Here is a 22,871-nt window from a genome sequence, read left to right on the forward strand (position 1 = left end):
CCCCATGGCACGTGCGTCCTCCCTGTCCGGATTCCCCGAGTGGCTGCCCGACGGCCGGGTCGTCGAGACCCATGTCCTCGACTCCCTGCGTCGTACGTTCGAGCTGCACGGGTTCGCCGGCATCGAGACGCGCGCCGTCGAGCCGCTCAGCCAGCTCCTGCGCAAGGGCGAGACCTCCAAGGAGGTCTACCTGCTGCGCCGGCTCCAGGAGGACGGCGAGGACGGCTCCGGCGCCGACCCCGACAAGCAGCTCGGCCTCCACTTCGACCTCACTGTGCCGTTCGCGCGGTACGTGCTCGAGCACGCCGGGCAGCTGACGTTCCCGTTCAAGCGCTACCAGATCCAGAAGGTCTGGCGCGGTGAGCGGCCCCAGGACGGCCGGTTCCGCGAGTTCACCCAGGCCGACATCGACGTCGTCGGCGCCGACACGCTCCCGTTCCACTACGAGGTCGAGCTGCCCGTGGTGATGGCCGAGGCCCTGGCCGCGCTGCCCATCCCGCCGGTGCGTATCAACGTCAACAACCGCAAGGTCGCCCAGGGCTTCTACGAGGCGATCGGCCTGGACGACGTCGAGGCCGCCCTCCGGGTGATCGACAAGCTCGACAAGATCGGTCCCGAAGGCGTCGCCGTCGCCCTCGAGGAGGAGGCCGGTGCGACGCCGCAGCAGGCGGTGCACGCCCTCGAGCTCGCGTCCATCTCCGCCACCGACGCCTCGGTGGCCGACAAGGTCCTCGCGCTCGGGCACCGCTCGGCCCTGCTCGACGAGGGCCTCGGCGAGCTCGTCGCCCTGCTCGAGGCCGCCCACGAGCTGCGCCCGGGCACCGTGGTCGCCGACCTCAAGATCGCCCGTGGCCTCGACTACTACACCGGCAGCGTCTACGAGACCACCCTCGTCGGGCACGAGAACCTCGGGTCCATCTGCTCCGGCGGGCGCTATGACTCCCTCGCCACCGACGGCAAGCGGACCTACCCGGGGGTGGGCCTGTCCATCGGGGTCTCCCGCCTCCTCGCTCGCATCCTCGGCGACGGGCTCGCCGCCGCAACCCGGCCCGTGCCCACCGCCGTGCTGGTCGCCGTCACCGACGAGGAGCACCGCCGCGCCAGCGACCGGGTCGCCCACGCCCTGCGTGCCCGTGGCATCCCCACCGACGTCGCCCCCACCGCGGCGAAGTTCGGCAAGCAGATCCGCTACGCCGACCGGCGCGGCATCCCCTTCGTGTGGTTCCCGGGGGCCGACGGCGCCGACGAGGTGAAGGACATCCGCTCCGGTGAGCAGGTCGGCGCCGACGCCGCCGCCTGGACGCCCCCCGCGGAGGACCTGTGGCCGCGGGTCGTTGCCGGCACGGCGCAGGGCTCGGCACCCGGCACTGCGCCGGATGCGCAGACGCCGGGCGCGCAAGCTCCGGGGGCGCGATGAGCCTGCCGTCGGGCACGGGCGCGGGCGCCCGCGTCGTCCTCTCCTCGCTCGACCACCTGCGTGAGGTGCTCGACGGCGTGGTGCTGCCTCTCGACGTCGCCAGCGCCGAGGAGGCCCGCACCGACCGCGCGGAGGTGCTAGACCAGCTCACCGACTACGTCATCCCGCGCTACGCCCAGCTGGAGGCGCCCCTGCTCGCCGTCGTCGGTGGCTCGACCGGGGCCGGAAAGTCCACCCTGGTCAACGCCCTGCTGCGGGATCGGGTCAGCGCGGCCTCGGCCATCCGGCCCACGACCCGCCGGCCCCTGCTCGTCCATCACCCCGACGACGCCAGTTGGTTCGGCGACGACCGCATCCTGCCCGGGCTCGCCCGGGTGACTCTCGCACCCGGTGCCGAGCCGCCCGTCACAGGCGACGGCGCGCACGGCGAGCTCGAGCTGCGCGCCAGCGCCGAGCTGCCCGCGGGGCTGGCCCTGCTCGATGCTCCCGACATCGACTCCGTCGTCGCGGAGAACCGGCAGCTGGCCAACCAGCTCCTCGCCGCGGCGGACCTGTGGGTCTTCGTCACCACCGCCGCCCGGTACGGCGACGCCATCCCGTGGGCTCTGCTGACCGAGGCCGCCGCCCGGCGCATCGTCATCGCCGTCGTCCTCGACCGGGTGCCGGCCGGCGTCAGCGCCGAGGTGCGCCAGGACCTCGCCGCCCGCCTCGACGAGGAGGGTTTGGGCCGCGCACCGCTCTTCGTCATCCCCGAGACCGCGTTCGACGCCGCCGGCCTGTTGCCCGCCGACGACGTCGCCGCCCTGCGAGGGTGGCTGCACGGGATCGCCGCCGACGCCGGCTCGCGTGCGTCCGTCGCCCGGCAGACCCTCGGCGGCGCCGTCGACGCGGCCCTCACCCGAGCCTCGCGCGTCGGTGACGGCGCCCGCGGCCAGGTCGGTGCCCTCGTCTCTCTCTCCGCGCAGGTGGACGACGCCTACGCCCAGGCGCACCAGCGGCTCATGGCCGCCACCGCGGACGGCGCCATGCTCCGCGGCGAGGTGCTCGCCCGCTGGCAGGAGTTCGTCGGCACCGGTGAGTTCTTCCGGTCGGTGGAGGCGCAGGTGGGCCGCCTCCGCGACCGGGTCACCAGCTTCTTCCGCGGCACGCCGGCCCCGGCCGAGCAGGTCGAGGTCGCGATCGAGACAGGGCTGCAGACCCTGCTGGTCGCCGAGGCGGCCCGGGCGGCCGCCGACGTCGACCACGCCTGGCGCCTCGAGCCCGGCGCCCGCGCCGTCCTGGCGCGGGCCACGGCCGCGCTGACCCCGGAGGACCAGCTCGTCGAGCAGGCCGCCGACCAGGTCCGGGGCTGGCAGGGCGACCTGCTCTCGATGGTCCGGGCGGAGGGCGCGGACAAGCGGTTCACCGCCCGCATGCTCTCCTTCGGCGTCAACGGCCTCGCGATCGCACTGATGGTGGTCATCTTCGCCTCGACCGCCGGGCTGACGGGCGCGGAGGTCGCCATCGCCGGCGGCACCGCCGTCGTCGCCCAGAAGCTCCTCGAGGCCGTCTTCGGCGACGACGCCGTCCGCAAGATGGCCAAGGCCGCCAGGACCGACCTGCACCGACGCGCGGGGGAGTTCCTCGCCGCGCAGGCCGACGCGTACCGCGGCGCGCTGCAGACCCTGGAGATCGACCCCGACGCCCCGGACCGGGTGGCCGCCGCGGTCACCGGTGTGCGGGCCGCGCGGCGGGCGGAGGCCGGTCTGTGAGCCCGCTGCGGCGCCGCCATGCCGATCTCACCGCGACTCTCCCGGACGATCTCCACCGGCTGCGGGACGCGCTCGACGCCGCCGAGGGGCACTTGCCGGCGACGGTCGTCGAGTCGGCCACCGCCTTGCTGGACCGTGCCGAGGAGCGGCAGAACCTGGCCGCCGGGCGGACCGTGGTCGCGCTGCTCGGCGCCACCGGGTCAGGCAAGTCGTCCCTGTTCAACGCGCTGCTCGGCCGGGACGTGGCCACGGTCGCCGCCCGGCGTCCCACCACCAACCGGCCGCTGGCGGCGGTGTGGGGCGAGGACGACGCCGCAGAGCTGCTCGACTGGCTCGGCGTACCAGAACGGACCTCGGCGAACGGTGGGCCGGAGGGGCTGGTGCTGCTGGACCTGCCCGACATCGACTCCACCGCCGTGGAGCACCGGCAGATCGCCGCGCGCATGGCCGGTCGGGTGGACGTCCTGGTGTGGGTGCTGGACCCGCAGAAGTATGCCGACGGCATCGTCCACCGCGACTACCTCGCCCCGATGGCCGCCCATGCCGACGTGACGCTGGTGGTGCTCAACCAGGTCGACACCCTTGACCCGGAAGAGCGCGACGGTGTGCTGGGCGACCTCGCCGTCCTGCTCGAGCATGACGGCCTCGGCCGCGTCGACGTGCTGCCGGTCTCCGCCCGCCAGGGCACCGGGCTCGATGCCCTCCGGGAGCGGATCGCCGCCGTCGCCGCGACGACCCGCGCGGCGCAGCTGCGCCTCGCCGCGGACGTGCGCACCACCGCGGCGGCGCTTGTCGGTGCCGGCAGCGACGGCGTCGGCGGCGGTCGTGACGAACCGGCGCCGACCGCGGCGGCGGACCGGGACGTCGCCCGCCTGGTGGGCGCCGCGGCGCAGGCCGCGGGAGTCGACGCCGTGCGGGACGCCACCCGCGGCAGCTATGTGCGCGCCGCCGGGCGCCACGTCGGCTGGCCGCCGGTGCGCTGGCTCGCCCGGCTGCGCCCGGACCCGCTCAAGCGGCTGCACCTGGGGGAGCGCGCGCAGGACGTGCGCCTGGCGCGGACCTCGCTGCCGGGCCCGACACCGGTGCAGGAGGCCGCGGTGCGCGCTGCCGCGCACGCGCTGGTGGCACGGTCCACCACCCACCTGCCCGGCCAGTGGCGCGCCGACGTCCTGGAGGACGTGACGGGCCGGATCCCCGCGCTGGTGGACTCCCTGGACCAGCAGGTGGCCGGCACCGAGCTAGAGCAGACCCGGGAGCCGTCCTGGTGGCGCCTGCTCGGGGTGCTGCAGTGGCTGTTCCTGCTCGCCGCGGTCGCGGGCGCCGGGTGGCTGGGGGTCCTGGCCGGCATGGCCTACCTCCAGCTGCCCGCGCCCGTCACGCCGATGGCGGGTCCCATGCCGTGGCCGACGGTGTTGCTCGCCGGGGGCCTCATCGTCGGGCTGGTGCTCACGCTGCTGGGCTCGCTGGCCGCGCGTGTCGGTGCGCGCCGCCGGGCGCGGCGCGTGGCGCAGCGGCTGCGGGCCGTGGTGTCCGAGACGGTCGTCGAGCAGGTGGTGGGGCCGCTGGAGTCGCACCTCGGTGAGTTCGCCAAGTTCCGCGCCCTGGTGGGGGCGTTGGCGCGCTGAACGCCGCGGTAGCGCAGTGCGCTGCAGCACGGCGCCTACCCGATGAGCACCCGGCGCGCCGACTACTCACCGGCCCCCGAAGAAGGTCCGCATGGCGGCGACGGTGTCCTCTGCTGCCACCTCGACCACATAGTGGCCAGCAGCTTCGATGGTGCCGAGCTCGACATGGTCGGCGTACGTTTCCCAGCCCGCCAGGAGACGCGCGGTGACGGCCGGGGGAAGACCAGGTCCTGGGCGCCCATCAGGCCGAGCGTCGGCGTCGTCAGGCGGGTCGGCGTCGTCAGGCGGGTCGGCGTCGTCAGGCGGGTCGGCGACGCTGCTGGACGAGCGCGCCACGACCCGTCGACCGCTACAGCCGGAGCTGTAGCGGTCGACGGGAAGTGGCGCGCTCGGCGAGAGCCGTAGTTCTCGACGGTGCGGCGGGAAGAAGGCCTTTGGCTAGCGGGCCGCCCGACGCGGGCCACCGGCCGGGCGCGAGGGCCGCAGGCCGCGGTCGGGCCGGCTGCCCCAGTCACTGCGACCCTTGTCGCCCCAGCCACCGCCGTCGTGCCGCTTGGCGCGGTGCGGCTTGCGGTCGCCGCCGGCGCGGGGGCCCTCGTCGGGGCGGATCTTCAGCGCCCGCCCGGCAACCTTCGCGGCACCGATGCGGCGGGTCGTCTCCGGGGAGAGGTCGCCGGAGATCTCCACCAGGGAGAAGCTGGGGAAGATGTCGATCTTGCCGAGGTCCGAGCCGCGCAGGCCGCCCTCACCGGTGATCGCACCGACGATGGCGCCGGGCTGGACGCCGTCCTTGTGGCCGACCTCGACGCGGTAGCGCTGCCCGGCGACGCGCGGGTGGCGCCCGCCGCGCTCGGCGGGACCGCGGCTGTGGCGCGTCTTCGGGCCGAAGCCTTCATCGAAGGAGGCGGCGACGAACTCGCCGTTCTCATCCACATCCTCCTCGCGGCGCACTCGCGGGCCGCGGTCGTCCGCGTCGTCGCGTCGGCGCGGGCCCTCGTCCCCGACGGCTAGGGCCACCAGGGTGGCGGCGACCTCGGTCAGATCCAGCCCGCTCTCCTCGAGGTGGCCGGCGACGGCGTCGCGGTACATCTCGAGGCGTCCGGCTTGCTGCCGCTCGGCGACCTTGGCGAAGATCTGCTGCGCGCGGTGGCGCGAGACGTCCGCCGGGGTGGGCATGGCCACCTCTTCGAGCTTGGATCCGGTGGCCTTCTCGATCTGCTGCAGACGGCCACGCTCGCGGGGGGTGAGGAACGTCAGCGCAGTGCCGGTCCGCCCGGCGCGACCGGTGCGGCCGATGCGGTGCACGTAGGCGTCGTTCTCGCGGGGGACGTCGAAGTTCACGACCAGCCCGATGCGCTCGACGTCGAGGCCACGGGCGGCGACGTCCGTGGCGACGAGCACGTCGAGGGAGCCACCGCGCAGCCGCTCGACGAGCTTCTCGCGCTCGCGCTGGGGCACATCGCCGGACAGCGCCGCAGCCTGGATACCCTTGGCGGCCAGCTCGAGGGCGACCTCCTCGGCGGTGCCCTTGGTGCGCACGAACACGATGGCGGCGGCGGCCTCGGTGGTCGCGAGCACCCGGGACAGGGCGCCGACCTTGTGCTTGAAGGGCACGACGGCGTAGGTCTGGTGCACCGTCGACACGGTGGATGCGGGCCGGGTCACGGCCACGCGCACCGGGTCGGTGAGGTGGGTGGCGGCGACCTTCTTGATCGCGGAAGGCATGGTCGCGGAGAACAGGGCGGTGCGACGGCCGGCCGGCACGTGGCCGGCGATGACCTCGACGTCCTCGGCGAAGCCCATGCGCAGCATCTCGTCGGCCTCGTCCAGCACGAGGAACCGCACGCCGGACAGCTTGAGGGCGCCGCGCTCGATGAGGTCCATGACACGGCCGGGCGTGCCGACCACCACCTGGGCGCCGTCCTTGAGGGCGCGCAGCTGCGGGACGTAGCTCGAGCCGCCGTACACCGGCAGGACGGTCAGCGAGCGGGTGCGGTGCGCGAACGACGCGATGGCGTCGGACACCTGCATCGCCAGCTCGCGGGTGGGGGTCAGGACGAGGGCCTGCACGGCGCGCTCGGTCGGGTCGACGGCGGCGAGCAGCGGCAGGCCGAACGCGGCGGTCTTGCCCGTGCCGGTCTGCGCGATGCCGACGACGTCGCGGCCGCTGAGCAGCACCGGGATCGCCTCGGCCTGGATGTCGGTGGGGGTGGTGAAGCCGAGGTCCTCGACGGCGGCGAGCAGGTCCGCGGGCAGGTCGAGATCGGCGAACGTGCGGCCCGGGGCCTCGTCGCTGAGGTGGTCAGCGGTGTCGTCGATCGCAAGCTCGGTGGCGGTCTCGGCGGTCGCAAGCTCGGTGGCGGTCTGGTCGATCGCAAGCTCGGTGGCGGTCTCGTCGATCGCAAGCTCAGCCGTGTCCGCGTCGTCGAGGCGCGTGAGATCGAGGTCAATGGCAGGGGAGGTCAAAGTCAAACCCATCGTCGACGGAGTGGGGGTGACATCACCAGGTCGGCAACCCACCATCCGCACGATGGCCCTAACACGCGAAAATTCCGCACAGGGCCTGGGCGGTCTTCGTTCACTCCAGGAGAGCCAAGGTTATCGGTGCAGGGGCGGACCGCGACAGTGCAGGGCCCGGTGACGTCGCGCACAGCCGGGACCAGCGGCGACGCCGCTTCCAGAGCGCCGCCCGGAGAACCGCTACGCCCCGGCGGACGCCGACCCGGACGCCGACGCCGGAGCTGGCGCCGAGACCGCGGTCGCCCGAGCGCCTGCCGCCAGGGCGCCCACCGCCAGCGCGGCGGACACGAGCAGCCCGGCCAGGAAACCGAGCGCGCCGTGGGCGACGAAGGCGAGGAACAGGGCGCCCGCCGCGGCGAGGCCGAGGGCAGCGCCGAGGGCGTCGGAGATCTGCAGCGACGAGGAGACCGCACCGTGCTGGGCCGGTGCCGTGCTCTGCAGGACCACCACGGACAGCGCGGGGAAGACCAGCCCGATCCCGGCTCCCGCGATGGTCCACCCGACCACGACCCACCACGCCGGGGCGCCGGGCACGCTGGCGGCCGCGGCCACCAGCGTGCCGGCGACAAGGATCAGGGGACCCAGCCAGAGCAGGAGGGCGCGCCGTCGGGGGTCGTGCACGCGGCCCTGGACGGCGGAACCGCCCGCCCAGGTCAACGAGCTGACGGTCAGCACCAACCCCGCCTCGCGGACGGTCCAGCCGTGCTCCCGGACCAGGAGGAGAGGCAGGAACGTCTCGGCACTGACGAAGGCGGCGTTGAGGAGACCGCGGCACGTCACCGCGGACGGCACACCCCTCCTCAGGCGCAGCGCGCCGCCGGGCAGCAGGAGCCGGACCGTGACCGCGAGCACGGCCACCGCCGCCACCGCGAGTACCAGCCCCGAGGCGCCGCCGCCGGAGCCGGCCACCTGCAGTGCCGCGGCCGCGAGCCCGGCGCCCGTCGCAGCGAGCAGGATCTTGCGCGTCGCCCGCCGGGCGGCCGGGTCCTGCGTCGCTCGCCGCTTCCGCGGCACGTGGCGGAGGAGAGGGACCAGCACCGCGCCGGCGGCCAGGGTGAGCACCGGGACGGCGAGGAACACCCAGCGCCAGCTCACGGCGTCGGCCACCGTGCCCGCGATGGCCGGACCGACCAGTCCCGGGACCACCCAGGCCGCGGCGAACGCCGCGAAGAACCGGGGCTGGCGGTCCGCCGGAACCATCGCCCCCACCAGTACGTAGAGGGGGACCATCAGCAGGCCGGCACCGAAGCCCTGGACGGCGCGCCCGACGGCGAGGATTCCCATCGCGGGCGCCAGGCCGGCGACGACGAGGCCCACGCAGAACGCCAGCACGCCCACGACGAGCGAGCCGCGCGGACCACGCGCGTCGACCCAGGCACCGCTCGCGGCGGTGGCCACAAGCTGAGCGGCCAGCGGCGCGCCGGCGGCGACGGCGTACAGGTGCAGGCCGCCCAGGTCGTCCACCACCACCGGCATCACGGTGGCGACGGCGAGGGCCTCGAAGGCGGCCAGCGTGATGAGCGCCACCGACGCGACCATGAGGAGCCGGACGACGTGCGGTGAGCGGGCACCGTCGGTGGCAAGGCCGTTGCTGGCTCCGCGTTCGCCGCCACGGCCGCCCGTGGCACGGCGTTCTGTGGCCGAGCCGGGCTCGGTCGCGGGGCCGGCCGCCACGCCGCTGCTGTCCTGGGCACTCACGCCCCAGATCATCGCGCACGCCGCACGCCGCGCCCACCCGCGCCTCACCAACGACCCGTGCGGCGGCGGTCCCTGGCAAGGCGCATAAGATCGTCCGAGCGCCCGCCCGTCTAGCGGTGCGCCCCACCGTCGGAAGGAAATCCGTGCTCCGCACCCACAACGCCGGCTCACTGCGCCCCAGCGACATCTCGACCACCGTCACCGTCACCGGCTGGGTGGACCGCCGCCGTGACCACGGCGGTGTCGCCTTCATCGACCTGCGGGACGCCTCGGGCATCGCCCAGGTCGTCATCCGGGACGAGGAGGTCGCGCACGAGCTGCGCAGCGAGTTCGTCCTGCAGGTCACGGGCGAGGTCGCCCGCCGTCCGGAGGGCAACACCAACCCCAACCTGCCCACCGGTGAGATCGAGGTCATCGCCGAGAACGTCGTCGTGCTCAACAAGGCCGATGCGCTGCCGTTCCAGGTCTCCGAGCACGCCGAGGACTCCGGCCAGGTGGGGGAGGAGGCACGGCTGAGGTACCGCTACCTGGACCTGCGCCGCAAGCCGCAGCAGTACGCCCTGCGCCTGCGGGCGAAGGTCAACCAGGCCGCCCGCCGGGTGCTCGACTCCCGCGAGTTCGTCGAGATCGAGACGCCCACGCTGACCCGGTCCACGCCCGAGGGTGCCCGCGACTTCCTCGTGCCGGCGCGTCTGTCGCCCGGTTCCTGGTACGCCCTGCCGCAGTCCCCGCAGCTGTTCAAGCAGCTGCTCATGGTCTCCGGCATGGAGCGCTACTACCAGATCGCCCGCTGCTACCGCGACGAAGATTTCCGCGCCGACCGTCAGCCGGAGTTCACCCAGCTCGACGTCGAGATGAGCTTCGTGGACCAGGACGACGTCATCGGCGTCGCCGAGGACGTCCTCGCCGAGCTGTGGAAGCTCATCGACTTCGAGATCCCGCGGCCCATCGCGCGCATGACGTACCGCGACGCGATGGAGCGGTTCGGCACCGACAAGCCGGACCTGCGCTTCGGCCTGGAGCTGACCGACCTCACGGGCTACTTCAAGGACACGCCGTTCCGGGTGTTCCAGAGCCCGTACGTGGGTGCCGTCGTCATGCCTGGCGGGGCCTCGCAGCCGCGCCGCACCTTCGACGCCTGGCAGGACTGGGCGAAGTCCCGCGGCGCGAAGGGCCTCGCCTACGTCACGATCGGCGAGGACGGGACCCTGGGCGGCCCCGTCGCCAAGAACATCTCCGAGACCGAGCGGGAGGGTTTGGCCGCCGCCGTCGGCGCGAACCCGGGCGACTGCGTCTTCTTCGCCGCCGGCCGCGCCTCGGACGCTCGCGCCCTTCTCGGGGCCGCGCGCCTCGAGATCGGCCGCCGGGTCGGTCTGATCGACGAGGACGCCTGGTCCTTCGTGTGGGTGGTCGACGCCCCGCTGTTCAAGCCCACCGGCGAGGACGACGACGTGGCCGTGGGCCACGGCGCCTGGACCGCCGTGCACCACGCCTTCACGTCCCCGACGCCGGAGTGGATCGACCGCTTCGAGGAGTCGCCGGGCGAGGCGCTGGCCTACGCCTACGACATCGTCTGCAACGGCAACGAGATCGGTGGTGGGTCGATCCGTATCCACCGCCGCGACGTGCAGCAGCGCGTGTTCGCCGTGATGGGGATCGACGAGGCCGAGGCGCAGGAGAAGTTCGGCTTCCTGCTCGACGCGTTCAAGTTCGGCGCCCCCCCGCACGGCGGCATCGCCTTCGGCTGGGACCGCATCGTCGCCCTGCTCACCCACTCGGACTCCATCCGCGACGTCATCGCGTTCCCGAAGTCCGGCGGCGGGTACGACCCCCTCACGCAGGCGCCGGCGCCGATCACGCCGGAGCAGCGCAAGGAGGCCGGCGTCGACGCCAAGCCGAAGGACGCCGTCGCCGACGCGCCGAAGCAGGTCGAGCCGTCCCGGCGGTGACGAGCGCACCTACGCCGACGGCCAGCGGGAGCGAGGCACGCCTCGCCCGCTGGCCGTTCTGGCGCGCCAACGCCGACCGGTGGACCCCGCACCGAGTGTGGGACACCGACGGCGACGCCGCCCTGATCCAGGTGGACAGGGCCGGCGGAGCCGTGCTGATCGGCCTGGGGGAACCAGCCCCGCTGGCCCGGCTCCTCTCCGACATCGAGGCCGCGGCCGACGTGCCCGCCGTCTCCCGCGCGATGCTCACCCGCGGCACGTGGGCGCTCGTGCCCGACGACGTCCGCCGCCGTACAGGGCTCCGGGCGGGCCGGCCCTGGGACTGGTTGTCCACCGCGGCCGACCCGCCTCGCCACGACGGTGATGACCGGGTGGTGCCGCTGCCCGGCGGCGTCGAGCAGGCGCATGCGATCCTGGCCCGGGCGTACCCCGAGCGCGGTGTGCACGACGACGACGCCTCGCTGGACTGGTGGGCGTACCCCGGCCCGGCCGAGGAACCTGCTGCGGTGCTGGCCGCGCGCCGGCCCGCCCCCGGCGCGCCGGTGCACCTGTCCGCCGTCGGCGTCCTGCCCGAGCACCGGCGCCGAGGCGTCGCGGCGACCTTGGTGGCCGCGGTCACCCGGCGTGCGCTGCGGGAGGCGGCGATGGTCCACCTGGGCATCTGGGCCGACAGCGACGACGCCCGCCGGCTCTACACGCGGCTCGGGTTCGACACTGGCCACCAGGTGGAGAACCTCGTCCGTGCGTGATGCGCCGACGCCACTCCCGGGCGATGCTCGCGGCATGTCGTCACGTGCCCGCACCGTCCGGCCGCGCCTTCGGCGCGCGCGTGCGCTCGTGACGGCTGCGGCCGCCGCTGCGGCACTGTCCGCATGTGCGGGCCAGGCGGGCGGCGGTGAGCCGACCGCGACGGCGCCCAGATCGCCGTCGCCGTCGCCCACCCTCCAGCCGTACGCGCACCCGTGGGGACCGAGCCCGGAAGAGGTGGCCTCCGCGACACAGGACGCCGCCGCCATGACCTCAGAAGAGGTGGCCGGGCAGGTGATCGTCGGCCGGCTGCAAGGCACCGACCCCGCGGTCGCGGCGGATCTTGTCGCGGAGCTGCACCTGGCCGGCGTGATGATCACCGGCGGGAGCGTGGCGAGCCTGGAGCAGGTGCTCGCCCTCACCGGCGGCGTGCATGAGGCGGTCGCCGCCGACGGGCGCGACTGGCCGGCTCTTGTCAGCACGGACAACGAGGGCGGGTCGGTGCAGCGGATGTCGGGAGACATTGGGCCATGGACCACCTTTCCGGCGTTCGCCGACGCGGGGCGGGCGCTCGAAGGTGCGGTCACCGAGGGCGGCGACGCAACAGGCATCGTCACCGACGCGTACGCCGGCATGGCGACCGAGCTGCGCGCCTCGGGGGTGACGGTCGACTGGGCACCGGTGGCCGACGTCACCGTGCCCGGCCAGGACGTGACGATCGGCTCGCGGGCCGCAGGGGCCGACCCCGACGTCGTCGCGCGGGCCGTGACCGCCGCGCTGGAGGGGTTCCTCGACGGCGGCGTGCTGCCCGCCGTCAAGCACTTCCCCGGGCACGGCAGCCTCACCGCCGACTCCCACGCGGCCCTGCCGGTGCAGGCGGCGACCGACGCCGAGCTGCGCGCCCACGATCTGCCCCCGTTCCAGGCGGCCGTCGCGGCCGGCGTGCCGATGGTCATGCTCGGCCACATCGACGTCACCGCCTGGGACCACGGCACGCCGGCGTCGGTGTCCCCGGCGGCGTACCGGGTACTGCGTGACGGCATCGGCTTCAGCGGCGTCACCGTCACCGACAGCCTTGGCATGGGAGCGCTCAACGCGGTCGGCGGGCCGGGAGAGGTCGCCGTCGCCGCGCTGGCCGCGGGTGCCGACCTGCTCCTCAACCCGGCCGACAACTACGCAGCCCACGCCGCCGTCGTCGCCGCGCTCGAGGACGGCACGCTCGACCGCGATTCCGTCGACGCCGCCGCCGGGCGCGTCATCGCCATGATGCGCCATCAGGCCGAGCTCGCGGACCAGGCTGGGCCGGTCGGCCCGGAGGACGTCGGGTCCGCGAAGGAGGCGGCCGCCGCGTTGGCCGCGGCCGGCGAAAGGTAGCCGGGCGACGAGCTGGGGCGAGTGCGACGTACGACAAAGGCGGCCGTCCGGATGGACACGGGGGAAGGTCGGTCCTCGAGCGCGGCCGACCGATGCGAAGCCCCAACAAGGCGTCGACGCTGGCTGGTCCGGCCGGAACCCACAGTCGTCACCGCCAAGCCGGTGCGGTCAGTACGCCGGGTTTGTGAAGGGGCTCATGGTGGGGCCCAGGGGTGTGGTGGTGCTGTCGATCTCGCGGCGGCAGGCGTGGCCGGAGGGGGTTTGCCATGAACCGTCCGAGGTTTGATGCCGCATCCTTCTGAGTTGGAAGGATGCAGGTCATGCCGAAGAAGATCGATGAGGAGCTCAGGGAGCGTGCCGTTCGGCTGGTCCGTGAGCATCAGCAGGAGTACCCCTCGCTGACCGCGGCCTGCGTGGCGGCCGCCCGACAGTCGGTGTGGGAAAGGAATCGGTGCGCCGCTGGGTGCGCCAGGCCGAGGAAGAACCGCCGGCTGCGTGAGGACGTGGCCATCTTGAAAGCGGCGACATCTTTCTTTGCGGGGGAGCTCGACCCCCGCAACCGTTGATCATGGGCTTCGTCGACACCATGCGCGCCGAGGGGCATGCGGTCCGAGGGCGGGCAGAAGGATCAGAATCCGTAGTCGTCCCGCCGCGCCCAGCGCACCCCGTGAGCGTGGCTGACCAGCACTGCGCGCACCTCCACGTCGTGGGCGGTGAGGCCGTCATGAAACGTACACAGCCAGTGGCGGTCGGCTGAAGAGAGCATCGGCGGCCCCGGGCGCTCCCACACCAGGATCACCGCACGTGCCTCCACCACGTCGGCCGCCGTTCCGATGAGGGTGCCGAAGCCGGATGCGTCCTCTGCTCCCGGCAGCGCGGGCACGTCCTCGACAGGGATGACAGGGCCGGTCAGCATCCCGTCGTCGTCCAGGAAGAACGACCACACCTGCCGTCTCACCGCGTGGCCGATGATGTCGCTCACGAAGCGCTCGATCATCTCGTCGGTTCTCAACGGCGTCGGGTCCGGATTTCGCGTGACGGTGCTCATGGCAGGACGATGACGCCGGCTCGCCTCGGCGCGCCATACCGTCAGCACGTCCTGTGGATAGCGCGGCCGTACGAAGCGAACTCACTTAAGCCGACCGGTCAGGCGAGACCCAACGCGCTCGGGCTGACGGAGTTCAGGGGACCGGCCAGGTGTGCACGGGCTCGTTCGCGTTCATGCCGCGTACGTACTCCCCGAGCATCGCGGTCAGGGCGTCGTGGCGATCCATGCCGCGCGCCTCGAAGGACTCCGTCGCGGCCACCTGCCAGCTGGCGCCGTTGACCCTCAGCTTGGCCCTGGCCTCGATGATGCTCAGGTACCTGTCGACGGCCTCGGCGGCCACCCCCAGTCGTTCGAGGCCTTGGTGCGCGAGCGGCAGGAGGACCCGGAGCACGAGCTCGTCCCAGTCCACCCGCCCCGCACCGGGCCAGTACAGCCGTGCCTCGGCACCGTCCCGGGCGGCGACCTTGAAGTTCTCGTGGGCCGCGTCGAAGCTCATGCGCGACCAGACGGGGCGCTCGTCCACCACCATCTCCACGCACACGCCGTAGAAGAAGGCAGCGTTGGCGATCACGTCCACCACCGTCGGGCCCGAGGGCAGGACCCGGTTCTCCACGCGCAGATGCGGCATGCCGTCCGACACGTCGTAGATCGGCCGGTTCCAGCGGTAGATGGTGCCGTTGTGCAGCCGGAGCTCGGCAAGCTCGGGCGTGCCGCCGGCTTCGAGGACCGCCAGCGGGTCCTCGTCCCCGACCTCCGGCAGGAGCGCCGGGTAGTAACGCACGTTCTCCTCGAAGAGGTCGAAGATGGAGTTGATCCACCGGTCGCCGAACGGCACCAGCGGACGCACTCCCTGGTTGCGTAGCTCGGGCGAGCGGATATCGGTGGCTTGGAGAAACAGCTCGGGCCGCGTCTCCGCCTGGAGGCGATGCCCGAACAGGTAAGGCGAGTTCGCCCCGAGCGCGAGCTGGGGCCCGGCAAGCACCTGCGCCGCGTTCCAGTACCTGGCGAAGCTGCCGGGCCGCACCTGCAGGTGGAGCTGGACGGAGGTGCACGCCGCCTCGACGGCGATCGTGTCGCAGGTCATCTGCAATCGTTCGGGCCCGAGGATGTCGAGCATGACGTCCTCCCGGCGTGCCGAGAGGACCGCCTGGTCGAGGAGGCGGTACCGGGCGTTGTCGGAGAACCAGGAGAAGCCCGGCTCCGGCGGCTGCAGGGTGGGCAGGATGCCGATCATCACGATGTCCGAGCCAACGTCACGCGCCCGGTCCCTCGCCAGGTTGAGGGTCTTGCGCAGCGTGCTCTCCAGGTGGATGAGGGACTGCCCGTCGATACGGCGAGGCTCGACGTTGAGCTCGATGTTGAAACGGCCCAGCTCCGTCTGGTAGCGCAGATCATCGATGTGGGCGAGTACCTCGGCGTTGTTCATGGCGGGCTGCAGCTCGGTGTTGACGAGGTCCAGCTCGATCTCGAGCCCGGTGCGCCACTCGTCCTCCACGAACGACCCGGCCGCGAGCATCCGATCCAGCGCATCGAGGCAGCGCAGGACGGCGGCGCGGTACTTGGTGTGGTCGCTGCGCGTGTACACCTTCGCCTGGACGTCCTGACCCATCTGCACACCTCCCGTCCGCGTTGCGTGGCGCCCGAGAGTTCGGACCCACACAGCATGCTGGGCGGCGTGCGACGGCGCACCCCGGCACGCGGGGCAGGCGTACATCGCCGTCCGACGGCGCGGGCCGGGCACCGTCCGACGGCGTGGGCCGCCTGCGTCGTCCGCGAGCCAGGCGCCGTCGTCCCATGTCCCGGGACCGTGGAGAATGAGGCGAGATGGACACGAACCGGACGGCACGACGGCGTTGGGAGTGGTGGCACCGCCAGACGCCCACCACCCGCCGCACCATCCGCGCGGGCCTGGCACTGCTGGTGACCGGGTTGGTGGCGCTTGTTGTGGGGATGTCGACGGCGAGCACCCACTCCTCCCTTGGCCCGCACGAGGCCGACTACCGGGTGACCCTGGACCAGCAGGTCACCGTCGAGCTGGGACCGCTCGGGGCGCTGATCGTCGACTCGCCGCTGCCCTGGCCCCTGGGCGTTGACGTCCGCGTCGAGGAGATCCCGTCGGACCTCGAGGCGGCCGGGGGTAACCCGCTCACCGGGCTCCTCGGGGATCTGCAGGCCTACGGTCAGCTCTTCGGCGAACCGGAGGCGGCGGTCGCTGACGCCGTACGCGGCTTGGTGGGCGACGCGCTCGGGCGCACCGTCGTCGCATGGTCTGTGATGCTCGCGCTCCTCGCGTCGGCCGGATGGCCGCTCACGGCCGGCTCCGGGACGAGCTCAAGGCAGCCCTCGCACGTCCAGGCGTCACCGTGCTCGCATCAGCCGCGGCGTTGAGCGCCGTGGCGGCGCTGGTGGTGCCCGCGATGCAGCCGCACCGGCCCGCCGGTTACAGCCCCGAGGTGCTCGATGGCACCCCGCTCGCGGACGCACGTATCACTGGGCGCCTGGCGGACGTAGTCGCCGCGTACGGCCCGGTAGTGAAAGGTGCCTACCTAGACAACGAGAAGTTTTACGACACCGCGACCGCCAACCTCGTCGCCGCCTACGCGGCCGACCCCGAGCCGCACGCGTCGCCGGCGAAGCCGGCCGTGGCGCCGGCGGGTCATGAAGTCGCCACGCCCGAGGAGGGCGCCACGCCCGAGAACGGTGTCACCCCTGAGGAGGACGCCGCGGCGCCCGAGATCAGCGCCACGCCTGAGGGTGTCCACCTCACCGAGGGTGTCGGCGGCGAGGCCGCGGCGCCTGCCGATGATGAAGCGGCGGCCGCCGAGGGGGCAAGAAAGCGCTCGGAGACACCCGTTGACGAGGCAACAGCCGACGCCCCGGAGCCCGATCCCGTGACGCTGCTCCTCGTATCGGACCTGCACTGCAACGTCGGCATGGCCCGAGTGATCGCCGCAGCCCTCGAGCAGTCCGGGGCGGCTGCGCTGCTCGACGGCGGCGACACCGTGGTCAGCGGCACCTCCGTGGAGTCCTACTGCGTCAATGCCTTCGCCGGCGCGGTGCCCGACGGCGTCCCGGTCGTCGTCGCGACCGGTAACCACGACTCGACGACCACGGCCGAGCAGGAGCGCAAGGTCGGCTGGACCGTGCTGAGTGGGGAAATCGTCGAGGTCGCTGGGTTGCGCATCCTCGGTGACACCGATCCCACGATCACCACCGTCGGAGCCGGCGGGACCCGACAGGAGCGCGACGAGACCATTCCCGAGCTCGAGACACGGATGGCAGAAGTCGCCTGCGCCGCCGCCGAGGAGACAGAGCCGGTGGACATCCTGCTGATCCACAACCCCCGGGTGGGCGGGGAGACGCTCGATCGAGGCTGTGCCAGGCTGCAGCTCTCCGGGCACTGGCACCGCACCGAGGGACCGGAGCTTCAGGGTCAGGGCGTGCGCTACGTGAGCACCTCGACCGGTGGTGGCGCTGGGGGAGGGGCGACCGTGGGGCCGCTCAACGGGGCCGCCGAGCTCACCGTGCTCCGCGTGGACCGCGCGACCGGCGAGCCACTCGCCCTGCGGCGCATCCGGGTGGGCACCGACGCCGCCGTCACCCTGGGCAGCTGGGAGATCATGCCGGTCGTCCCGGATGCGAAAGCCGCTCCGGCCGACGGCGATACCCCAGCCGACCGCGATGCTCCGGCCGACGGTGGCGGTCCCGCCGACGGCGACGGCTCGGAGGCCGCGGCGCCCACGCCCTGACAGGCGTGGCCGCGTTGCACGCGAACGGACAGGTCGGCCCTACGCTCGTCCCCCAGGAGGCCATGTGAGCACCAAACACCCAGGCCGTGCGGGCGCCGATCCTGCCGGGAACGAGGACACTGCCGTCGAGGACACCGCCGTCGAGGACGCAGAGCTCGAGCGCGAGCTCCGCACCCTCGACCGCTCCCGCCCCACCGCACACGAACGCGCCGGGGGCGCATCACGCGAGCTCGGGTGGGTACTCACGGTCGGCGGTGCGCTGGGACTGTGGGCGGCCGTCATGCTCGTCCTCTCCGAGATCACGGTGGCCGCCGACCCCGACGCGACGCTCGCCTGCGACTTCAACCCCCTGGTCGGGTGCGGCGAGTTCATCACCACCTGGCAGGCGCACGTGCTGGGACCGCCCAACGCCGTCGTCGGCACCGCCGCATTCGGCGCCGTCCTGGCGGTGGGGCTCATGCTGCTCGCCGGCGCACGCGTCGCGCGCTGGTTCTGGCTCGCCCTGACCACGGGCGTGAGCCTGGGCATGATCTGGGTGCTGTGGTTCCAGGTCCAGGCACTGTTCGTCATCGAGGGCCTGTGCCCGTACTGCCTGGTGGTGTGGACGGCGATGATCCCGATCTTCGTCCACGTGTGGGCTCGCAGCGTCCAGGGCGGGCACGTCCGCGCCGGCGAGGGCCTGCGGCGCGCCCTCGTCCTGGACCGGTGGCTCATCGTCGGCGTCTGGTATGCGGTGGTCGTGCTCGCCGCGGTCGTGGTGTTCTGGGAGCGCTGGCTCCTGCTCTTCTAGGCGACGACGGCGCCCGCAGAATGGCTTGCGCCCCTTAGCCGAGCGTCGGCGCGCCGAGCGCTGCGGGGATGTTCGCGCCGTGCCCGGCGTCCCGAAGCGCGTCGCGCACCTTCTCGGCCGCGGCGTCGAGCTCGTCGCCGGGCACGTCGTGACGAGCGTTGTCGAACCTCAGCGACGACTCGTCCCAGGCGGGCAGCACGTGCAGGTGCAGGTGCTCGACCTCGAAGCCGGCCACGAGCACAGCGGCCCGGGGGGAGCCGAACGCCGCCTGCTGGGCGCGTCCGACAGTCTTGGCGAGCAGCGCGAGATGGGCGAGGAGGTCGTCCGGGGCGTCGGTGTACTGGTCGACCTCGTCGCGGGGGACCACGAGCATGTGACCGTCGGTGATCGGGGCGATCGTGGCGAAGACGACCGCACGGTCGTCGGCCCACACGAACCGGCCCGGGATCTCCCCGGCGATGATCTTGCTGAAAACCGTGCTCATGCGGCCCATCCTGGCACGCGGCGGTCCCGGGCCGACGTGCGCGCCGCTGCCGACGCGTTCACGCGCTGCTTCGCGAGGGCCCTCGCCCTCGACCTACGCCCGGTCGGCAGCGATCTGCGCGGCCAGGTGCCCGCCGCCGTAGCCGTTGTCGATGTTGACGACGCCGACCCCGGGGGCGCAGGAGTTGAGCATCGTCAGCAGCGCGGCGAGACCGTCGAAGCTTGCGCCGTAACCCACCGAGGTGGGCACCGCGACGACGGGGGCGGACACGAGTCCGGCCACCACCCCGGGCAGTGCGCCGTCCATCCCGGCGACGACGACGATTGCGGCCGCGCTCCGCAACGTGTCGACCCGTCCCAGGATGCGGTGCAGCCCGGCGATGCCGACATCGACGACGAGCTCGGTCCGCCGCCCCAGGTACCGCGCGGTCAGCTCGGCCTCGCGGGCGACGGGGAGGTCCGAGGTCCCCGCACACGCGACGACGACCAGCCCGCCGCTCGGCTCGGGCGGGGCGGGCGGCCACGCGAGCAGCCGGGCCTCCGGCTCGTACAGCGCCTCGGGCAGCACCTCGAGCACGGCCGCGGCCCGCTCCTCGTCAGCACGCGTGAACAGCGTGCGTGGGACGACGGCGTCCGGCTCACCACGGTGGCGGTCCCGCAGCGCCGTCGCGATCGCGCGCAGCTGGGCGGGGGACTTGCCCTCGCAGAACACCGCCTCCGGGTACCCGCGGCGGCGGGCACGGTCGTGGTCCAGGACGGCGATGCCATCTGTCGCCGCCGGGGCCTCGGTTCCGTTCGTGGCCTCCACGGCCGCGGCGGGTGTGGCCTCGACGTCCGCCGCGACGTCTACATCGTGCCCCTCAGGCACGGGTGCCGACCTGGAGCAGCGGCAGGGTGAAGGCCCCGGACTGGATGCCCCGCAGGTCCACCACCACGAAGCGGAACCCGGCGGCGCTCACCCCACGCTGCAGCTCCTCGCGGACGCCGTCCTGCGCGGCCCGGGCGATCTCCGCCGTGGGTAGCTCGATCCGGGCGATGTCGCCGTGGTGGCGCACCCGGCCGTCGGTGAAGCCGAGCTCGCGGAGCACCTCCTCGGCGCGTTCCACCTGGCGCAGCTTCTCCGGCGTCACCGCCTGCCCGTGCGGGATCCGCGAGGCGAGGCAGGGCGCCGCCGGCTTGTCCGCCACGGGCAGCTCAATCGCGCGCGCCACCTCACGCACCTGCAGCTTGGTCAGGCCGGCCACGGACAGCGGCCGGAGCACCCGGTGGTTGGTCGCAGCCTGCGAGCCGGGCCGGTCGGGCCGCTTCGCGTCGTCGGCGTTCTCGCCGTACGCGACCGCGGCGAGCCCGTGCGCGGCGACCACCTCGTCGGAGATGCGAGCGAAGAGCTCGTCCTTGCAGAAGAAGCATCGGTCGACGTCGTTCTTGGCGTAGTCCGGGTTCTCGCCTTCGTGCGTCTTGATCTCGACCACTCGGGCGCCGATGAACGCGGCCGTCTCGTGGGCCAGGCGCCGCTCGGAGCGGGCCAGGGAGGGGGAGACCCCGAGCAGCGCGACGACGTTCTCCGCGCCCAGCGCACGCACGGCGAGCGCCAGCAGGAGCGCCGAGTCGACGCCGCCGGAGTAGGCGACCCCGAGCGGGGCCGCGCCGGCGAGCTCGGCGGCCACGGCGTCGGCGAGGGACCGGGTAGCTCCCTCGAGCTTGTCGAACCGTGCGGGCACGTCGTCCTCCTCTGTCTGAACGAGCAGCCACTGTACGTGGCGGCGCCGGGCGGCCGCTGCGCCGGGTGCGCCGGGCGGCCGCGCCGCCCGGCCCAGGGCGCCTCAGTCCTGACCGAGCCAGTCCCGACCGGTCCACCGGCGGCGCAGCAGGTGCGCGGCCGTCTTGGGGCGCCGGTCGCGCGTGAACGCGCCCTTCTTGTTCCCGTCCACCCGGACGATCCCGCGAGAAGTCTGGAAGTCGGCGAAGTTCCACACGTGCTCGCCCTGGAAGGAGTCGAACCGGTCGAAGACCCGGTGGTACATGTCGAGCAGCTCCGCCTGGTACTCCTCGGACCACATGGCCCCGGTGAGGTCATGCAGCCCGGCGACGGTGTCCGCGCCGTACTCCGTCATGAGGATCGGCTTGCCGTGGGCATCCCACTGGTGCAGCTCGGCCTCCAGCGCCGCCTCCGCGGCCTCCAGGTCACCGGAGTCGCTGTACCAGCCGTAGTACCGGTTGATCATGATGACGTCGCTGTACTGGGCGAGCCGGTCGACGTCGGCCTTGGAGTACATGACGTTGACGAAGCCGACCGGGCGGTGCGCGTCCAGCTCTCGGGCGAGTGCGAAGAGGGGCTTGAAGTACTCCTCGGACTCGGGGGTGTGGGACTCCGGCTCGTTGGCGATCGACCACAGCACCACGCCGGGACGGTTCTTGTCGCGCTCGTAGAGCTCGCGGATGGCCTGGGCGTGCGCCGCCTGGGCCTTGCTGCCCACCGCCTCCTCGGAGAAGACGTTGTCGATCGTGGTGCCGAGCACCGCCGCCACGGCGGCGTTCATCCCCACGGCCGGGGTCTCGTCAATGACGACGATGCCGTGCGCGTCGGCGTAGTCCATGACCTCCTCGGCGTACGGGTAGTGGGAGGTGCGCAGCGAGTTGGCGCCAATCCACTCCAGCAGCGCGAAGTCGTGGACCATCTCCGCGTCGTCGTGGCCCTTGCCGCGGGTGAGGTGGTCCTCGTGCATGCCGAAGCCGCGGAAGTAGAACGGGCGGCCGTTGATGAGGAACTCCGTGCCCCGCACCCCCACGGTGCGCACGCCGACCTTCTGGACGTAGACGTCGGCGACCGTCTCGCCGTGAACGACCTCGACCACCAGGTCGTACTGGTACCCCTCGCCCGGCTGCCACAGGTGCACGTCGGGCACCTCCAGGGTGCCGTCGGCGCCGTCCGCCCGGGTGACCTCGCCGCCGTCGGCGTCGATCAGGCGCACCCGTACGCTGGCCGCCTCACCCGCGACGGCGACGGCGTAACCCACCGTGCCGGTAACGTGCTCCGCCGTCGGGTCGCCCTGGACCCCGGGGACCACCGTGACGTCCTCCACGTGGACGGCGGGGGTGCTGTACAGCCACACGGTCCGGTGCAGCCCGGCGTAGTTGAAGAAGTCGTGCATGTACTTCTGGCGCGGGCCGTGCGGGGTCTGCTCGATGATGCCCGGAGGGATGGTCTCCCAGGTGAGCCGGTTGTCGACGACGGCGGTGATGCGGATCTCGTCGCCGGGGGTCACCAGCTCGGTGACGTCTGCCTCGAACGGGGTGTACCCACCCTGGTGCGAGACGACCTCCGTCTCCCCGACGAAGACGGTGGCGGCGTGCGTGGCGGCGTCGAACCGCAGCACCACCCGCTGCCCGGCCCAGCCGCGTGGCACCCGCGTGGTGGTCTGGTACCAGACGTCGCCGACGTGGTCGTGCAGCTCGCGGCCCGGGACGATGTCGTTGTAGCTGGAGGGGACCGGCATGTCGATCGCGTCCGCGAGCGGTCGGGCGAACCAGCGCTCCTGCCGGCCCACACCGTCGGCGTCCGGGCGGAACCTCCACAGCCCGGCGAGAGAGCGGCGTTCACGGGTGGCGGAGTCCTGTGGGCGGAGCATCTGCTGGTCCTTTCGTTCGGGTCAAGTACGCGGCGGCGGACGTCAGGTGCGGCAGGCGCCGGCGCCGCGGGTGCGGCGCCGGCGCTGGGCG

18 protein-coding genes and 1 pseudogene are annotated in these 22,871 nt (G+C 73.1%); 10 read left to right on the top strand and 9 right to left on the bottom strand.

Translation table 11 applies throughout. The annotated features are described in order from the left end of the window. Positions 1-4: 4 nt before the first annotated feature. The 3 genes from hisS to FE374_RS08910 are packed head-to-tail and all read left to right on the top strand — an operon-like array spanning position 5 to position 4,793. Entirely contained in the window at positions 5-1,417 is a 1,413-nt protein-coding gene (hisS, locus tag FE374_RS08900) for a histidine--tRNA ligase (RefSeq protein WP_139928337.1), read from the top strand. Next, entirely contained in the window at positions 1,414-3,168 is a 1,755-nt protein-coding gene (locus tag FE374_RS08905) for a GTPase (RefSeq protein WP_139928339.1), read from the top strand. Before hisS ends, FE374_RS08905 begins: the two co-directional genes overlap by 4 nt. Further along, positions 3,165-4,793: a GTPase gene (locus tag FE374_RS08910; RefSeq protein WP_139928341.1), complete on the top strand. Its 1,629-nt coding sequence runs from the start codon at positions 3,165-3,167 to the stop codon at positions 4,791-4,793. The genes FE374_RS08905 and FE374_RS08910 overlap by 4 nt, the downstream gene beginning before the upstream one ends. A 66-nt stretch (positions 4,794-4,859) precedes the next feature. Here the strand turns inward: FE374_RS08910 and FE374_RS08915 are convergent, their stop codons facing one another. The 3 genes from FE374_RS08915 to FE374_RS08925 all read right to left on the bottom strand — a co-directional run bounded on the left by FE374_RS08915 (position 4,860) and on the right by FE374_RS08925 (position 9,011). Next, positions 4,860-5,129: a hypothetical protein gene (locus FE374_RS08915; protein WP_139928343.1), complete on the bottom strand. Its 270-nt coding sequence runs from the start codon at positions 5,127-5,129 to the stop codon at positions 4,860-4,862. Positions 5,130-5,231: 102 nt separating this feature from the next. Continuing rightward, positions 5,232-7,271 carry a DEAD/DEAH box helicase gene (locus FE374_RS08920; protein WP_223173681.1) on the bottom strand — a complete coding sequence of 680 codons (2,040 nt, stop codon included), beginning with the start codon at positions 7,269-7,271 and terminating at the stop codon, positions 5,232-5,234. Positions 7,272-7,493: 222 nt separating this feature from the next. Further along, positions 7,494-9,011, bottom strand: a complete 1,518-nt coding sequence (locus tag FE374_RS08925; protein ID WP_168205639.1) for an MFS transporter — start codon at positions 9,009-9,011, stop codon at positions 7,494-7,496. Positions 9,012-9,154: 143 nt separating this feature from the next. Here FE374_RS08925 and aspS point away from each other — a divergent pair, with 143 nt between their 5' ends. The 4 genes and pseudogenes from aspS to FE374_RS08945 form a co-directional block, all read left to right on the top strand. After that, positions 9,155-10,960 (top strand): aspartate--tRNA ligase, encoded by a 1,806-nt coding sequence (gene aspS, locus FE374_RS08930; RefSeq protein ID WP_139928346.1) that lies wholly within the window; start codon positions 9,155-9,157, stop codon positions 10,958-10,960. Beyond that, positions 10,957-11,709 carry a GNAT family N-acetyltransferase gene (locus FE374_RS08935; RefSeq protein WP_139928349.1) on the top strand — a complete coding sequence of 251 codons (753 nt, stop codon included), beginning with the start codon at positions 10,957-10,959 and terminating at the stop codon, positions 11,707-11,709. Before aspS ends, FE374_RS08935 begins: the two co-directional genes overlap by 4 nt. Before the next feature lie 265 nt (positions 11,710-11,974). Continuing rightward, on the top strand, positions 11,975-13,081 hold the full coding sequence (locus FE374_RS08940; protein WP_168205640.1) for a glycoside hydrolase family 3 N-terminal domain-containing protein: 1,107 nt from the start codon (positions 11,975-11,977) through the stop codon (positions 13,079-13,081). Between the two features lie 320 nt (positions 13,082-13,401). Then, positions 13,402-13,691: pseudogene (locus FE374_RS08945) on the top strand (IS3-like element ISPfr13 family transposase); the annotation flags it as partial. Positions 13,692-13,709: 18 nt separating this feature from the next. On the opposite strand, the gene FE374_RS08950 reads toward FE374_RS08945, so the two are convergent. Both FE374_RS08950 and FE374_RS08955 read right to left on the bottom strand, forming a co-directional pair. Continuing rightward, positions 13,710-14,129: a hypothetical protein gene (locus tag FE374_RS08950; RefSeq protein WP_139928352.1), complete on the bottom strand. Its 420-nt coding sequence runs from the start codon at positions 14,127-14,129 to the stop codon at positions 13,710-13,712. A 133-nt stretch (positions 14,130-14,262) separates the two neighbouring features. Continuing rightward, a complete protein-coding gene (locus FE374_RS08955; protein ID WP_139928354.1) occupies positions 14,263-15,738 on the bottom strand; it encodes a glutamate-cysteine ligase family protein in 1,476 nt (491 codons plus the stop codon). A 215-nt stretch (positions 15,739-15,953) separates the two neighbouring features. Between FE374_RS08955 and FE374_RS19160 the strand changes: the two genes are divergently transcribed. The 3 genes from FE374_RS19160 to FE374_RS08965 all read left to right on the top strand — a co-directional run bounded on the left by FE374_RS19160 (position 15,954) and on the right by FE374_RS08965 (position 18,668). Beyond that, the gene (locus FE374_RS19160) at positions 15,954-16,517 is read left to right on the top strand and encodes a hypothetical protein (protein WP_168205641.1); all 564 of its coding nucleotides are present in this window, start codon (positions 15,954-15,956) and stop codon (positions 16,515-16,517) included. Then, on the top strand, positions 16,493-17,878 hold the full coding sequence (locus FE374_RS08960; RefSeq protein ID WP_168205642.1) for a metallophosphoesterase family protein: 1,386 nt from the start codon (positions 16,493-16,495) through the stop codon (positions 17,876-17,878). The genes FE374_RS19160 and FE374_RS08960 overlap by 25 nt, the downstream gene beginning before the upstream one ends. 64 nt (positions 17,879-17,942) lie before the next feature. Next, complete coding sequence (locus FE374_RS08965; RefSeq protein WP_168205643.1) at positions 17,943-18,668, top strand: vitamin K epoxide reductase family protein; 726 nt, start codon at positions 17,943-17,945, stop codon at positions 18,666-18,668. Between the two features lie 34 nt (positions 18,669-18,702). On the opposite strand, the gene FE374_RS08970 is transcribed toward FE374_RS08965, so the two are convergent. From FE374_RS08970 to uidA, 4 genes are all read right to left on the bottom strand, one after another. After that, positions 18,703-19,152 (bottom strand): HIT family protein, encoded by a 450-nt coding sequence (locus tag FE374_RS08970; RefSeq protein WP_139928359.1) that lies wholly within the window; start codon positions 19,150-19,152, stop codon positions 18,703-18,705. Between the two features lie 93 nt (positions 19,153-19,245). Beyond that, entirely contained in the window at positions 19,246-19,914 is a 669-nt protein-coding gene (larB, locus tag FE374_RS08975; RefSeq protein WP_230977442.1) for a nickel pincer cofactor biosynthesis protein LarB, read from the bottom strand. A gap of 97 nt (positions 19,915-20,011) precedes the next feature. Further along, positions 20,012-20,872, bottom strand: a complete 861-nt coding sequence (gene larE, locus FE374_RS08980) for an ATP-dependent sacrificial sulfur transferase LarE (RefSeq protein WP_139928361.1) — start codon at positions 20,870-20,872, stop codon at positions 20,012-20,014. Between the two features lie 102 nt (positions 20,873-20,974). After that, the gene (uidA, locus tag FE374_RS08985; protein ID WP_139928363.1) at positions 20,975-22,780 is read right to left on the bottom strand and encodes a beta-glucuronidase; all 1,806 of its coding nucleotides are present in this window, start codon (positions 22,778-22,780) and stop codon (positions 20,975-20,977) included. Positions 22,781-22,871: the final 91 nt, after the last annotated feature.

This window comes from Georgenia yuyongxinii, from assembly GCF_006352065.1.
GTDB classification, from domain to species: domain Bacteria; phylum Actinomycetota; class Actinomycetes; order Actinomycetales; family Actinomycetaceae; genus Georgenia; species Georgenia yuyongxinii.

Coding starts and splice junctions, on each gene's coding strand:
- FE374_RS08955 (WP_139928354.1), bottom strand. CDS start 15,738: ATGGGTCAGGACGTCCAGGCGAAGGTGTACACGCGCAGCGACCACACC.
- hisS (WP_139928337.1), top strand. CDS start 5: ATGGCACGTGCGTCCTCCCTGTCCGGATTCCCCGAGTGGCTGCCCGAC.
- FE374_RS08905 (WP_139928339.1), top strand. CDS start 1,414: ATGAGCCTGCCGTCGGGCACGGGCGCGGGCGCCCGCGTCGTCCTCTCC.
- FE374_RS19160 (WP_168205641.1), top strand. CDS start 15,954: ATGGACACGAACCGGACGGCACGACGGCGTTGGGAGTGGTGGCACCGC.
- FE374_RS08970 (WP_139928359.1), bottom strand. CDS start 19,152: ATGAGCACGGTTTTCAGCAAGATCATCGCCGGGGAGATCCCGGGCCGG.
- FE374_RS08940 (WP_168205640.1), top strand. CDS start 11,975: ATGACCTCAGAAGAGGTGGCCGGGCAGGTGATCGTCGGCCGGCTGCAA.
- uidA (WP_139928363.1), bottom strand. CDS start 22,780: ATGCTCCGCCCACAGGACTCCGCCACCCGTGAACGCCGCTCTCTCGCC.
- FE374_RS08920 (WP_223173681.1), bottom strand. CDS start 7,271: ATGGGTTTGACTTTGACCTCCCCTGCCATTGACCTCGATCTCACGCGC.
- FE374_RS08950 (WP_139928352.1), bottom strand. CDS start 14,129: ATGAGCACCGTCACGCGAAATCCGGACCCGACGCCGTTGAGAACCGAC.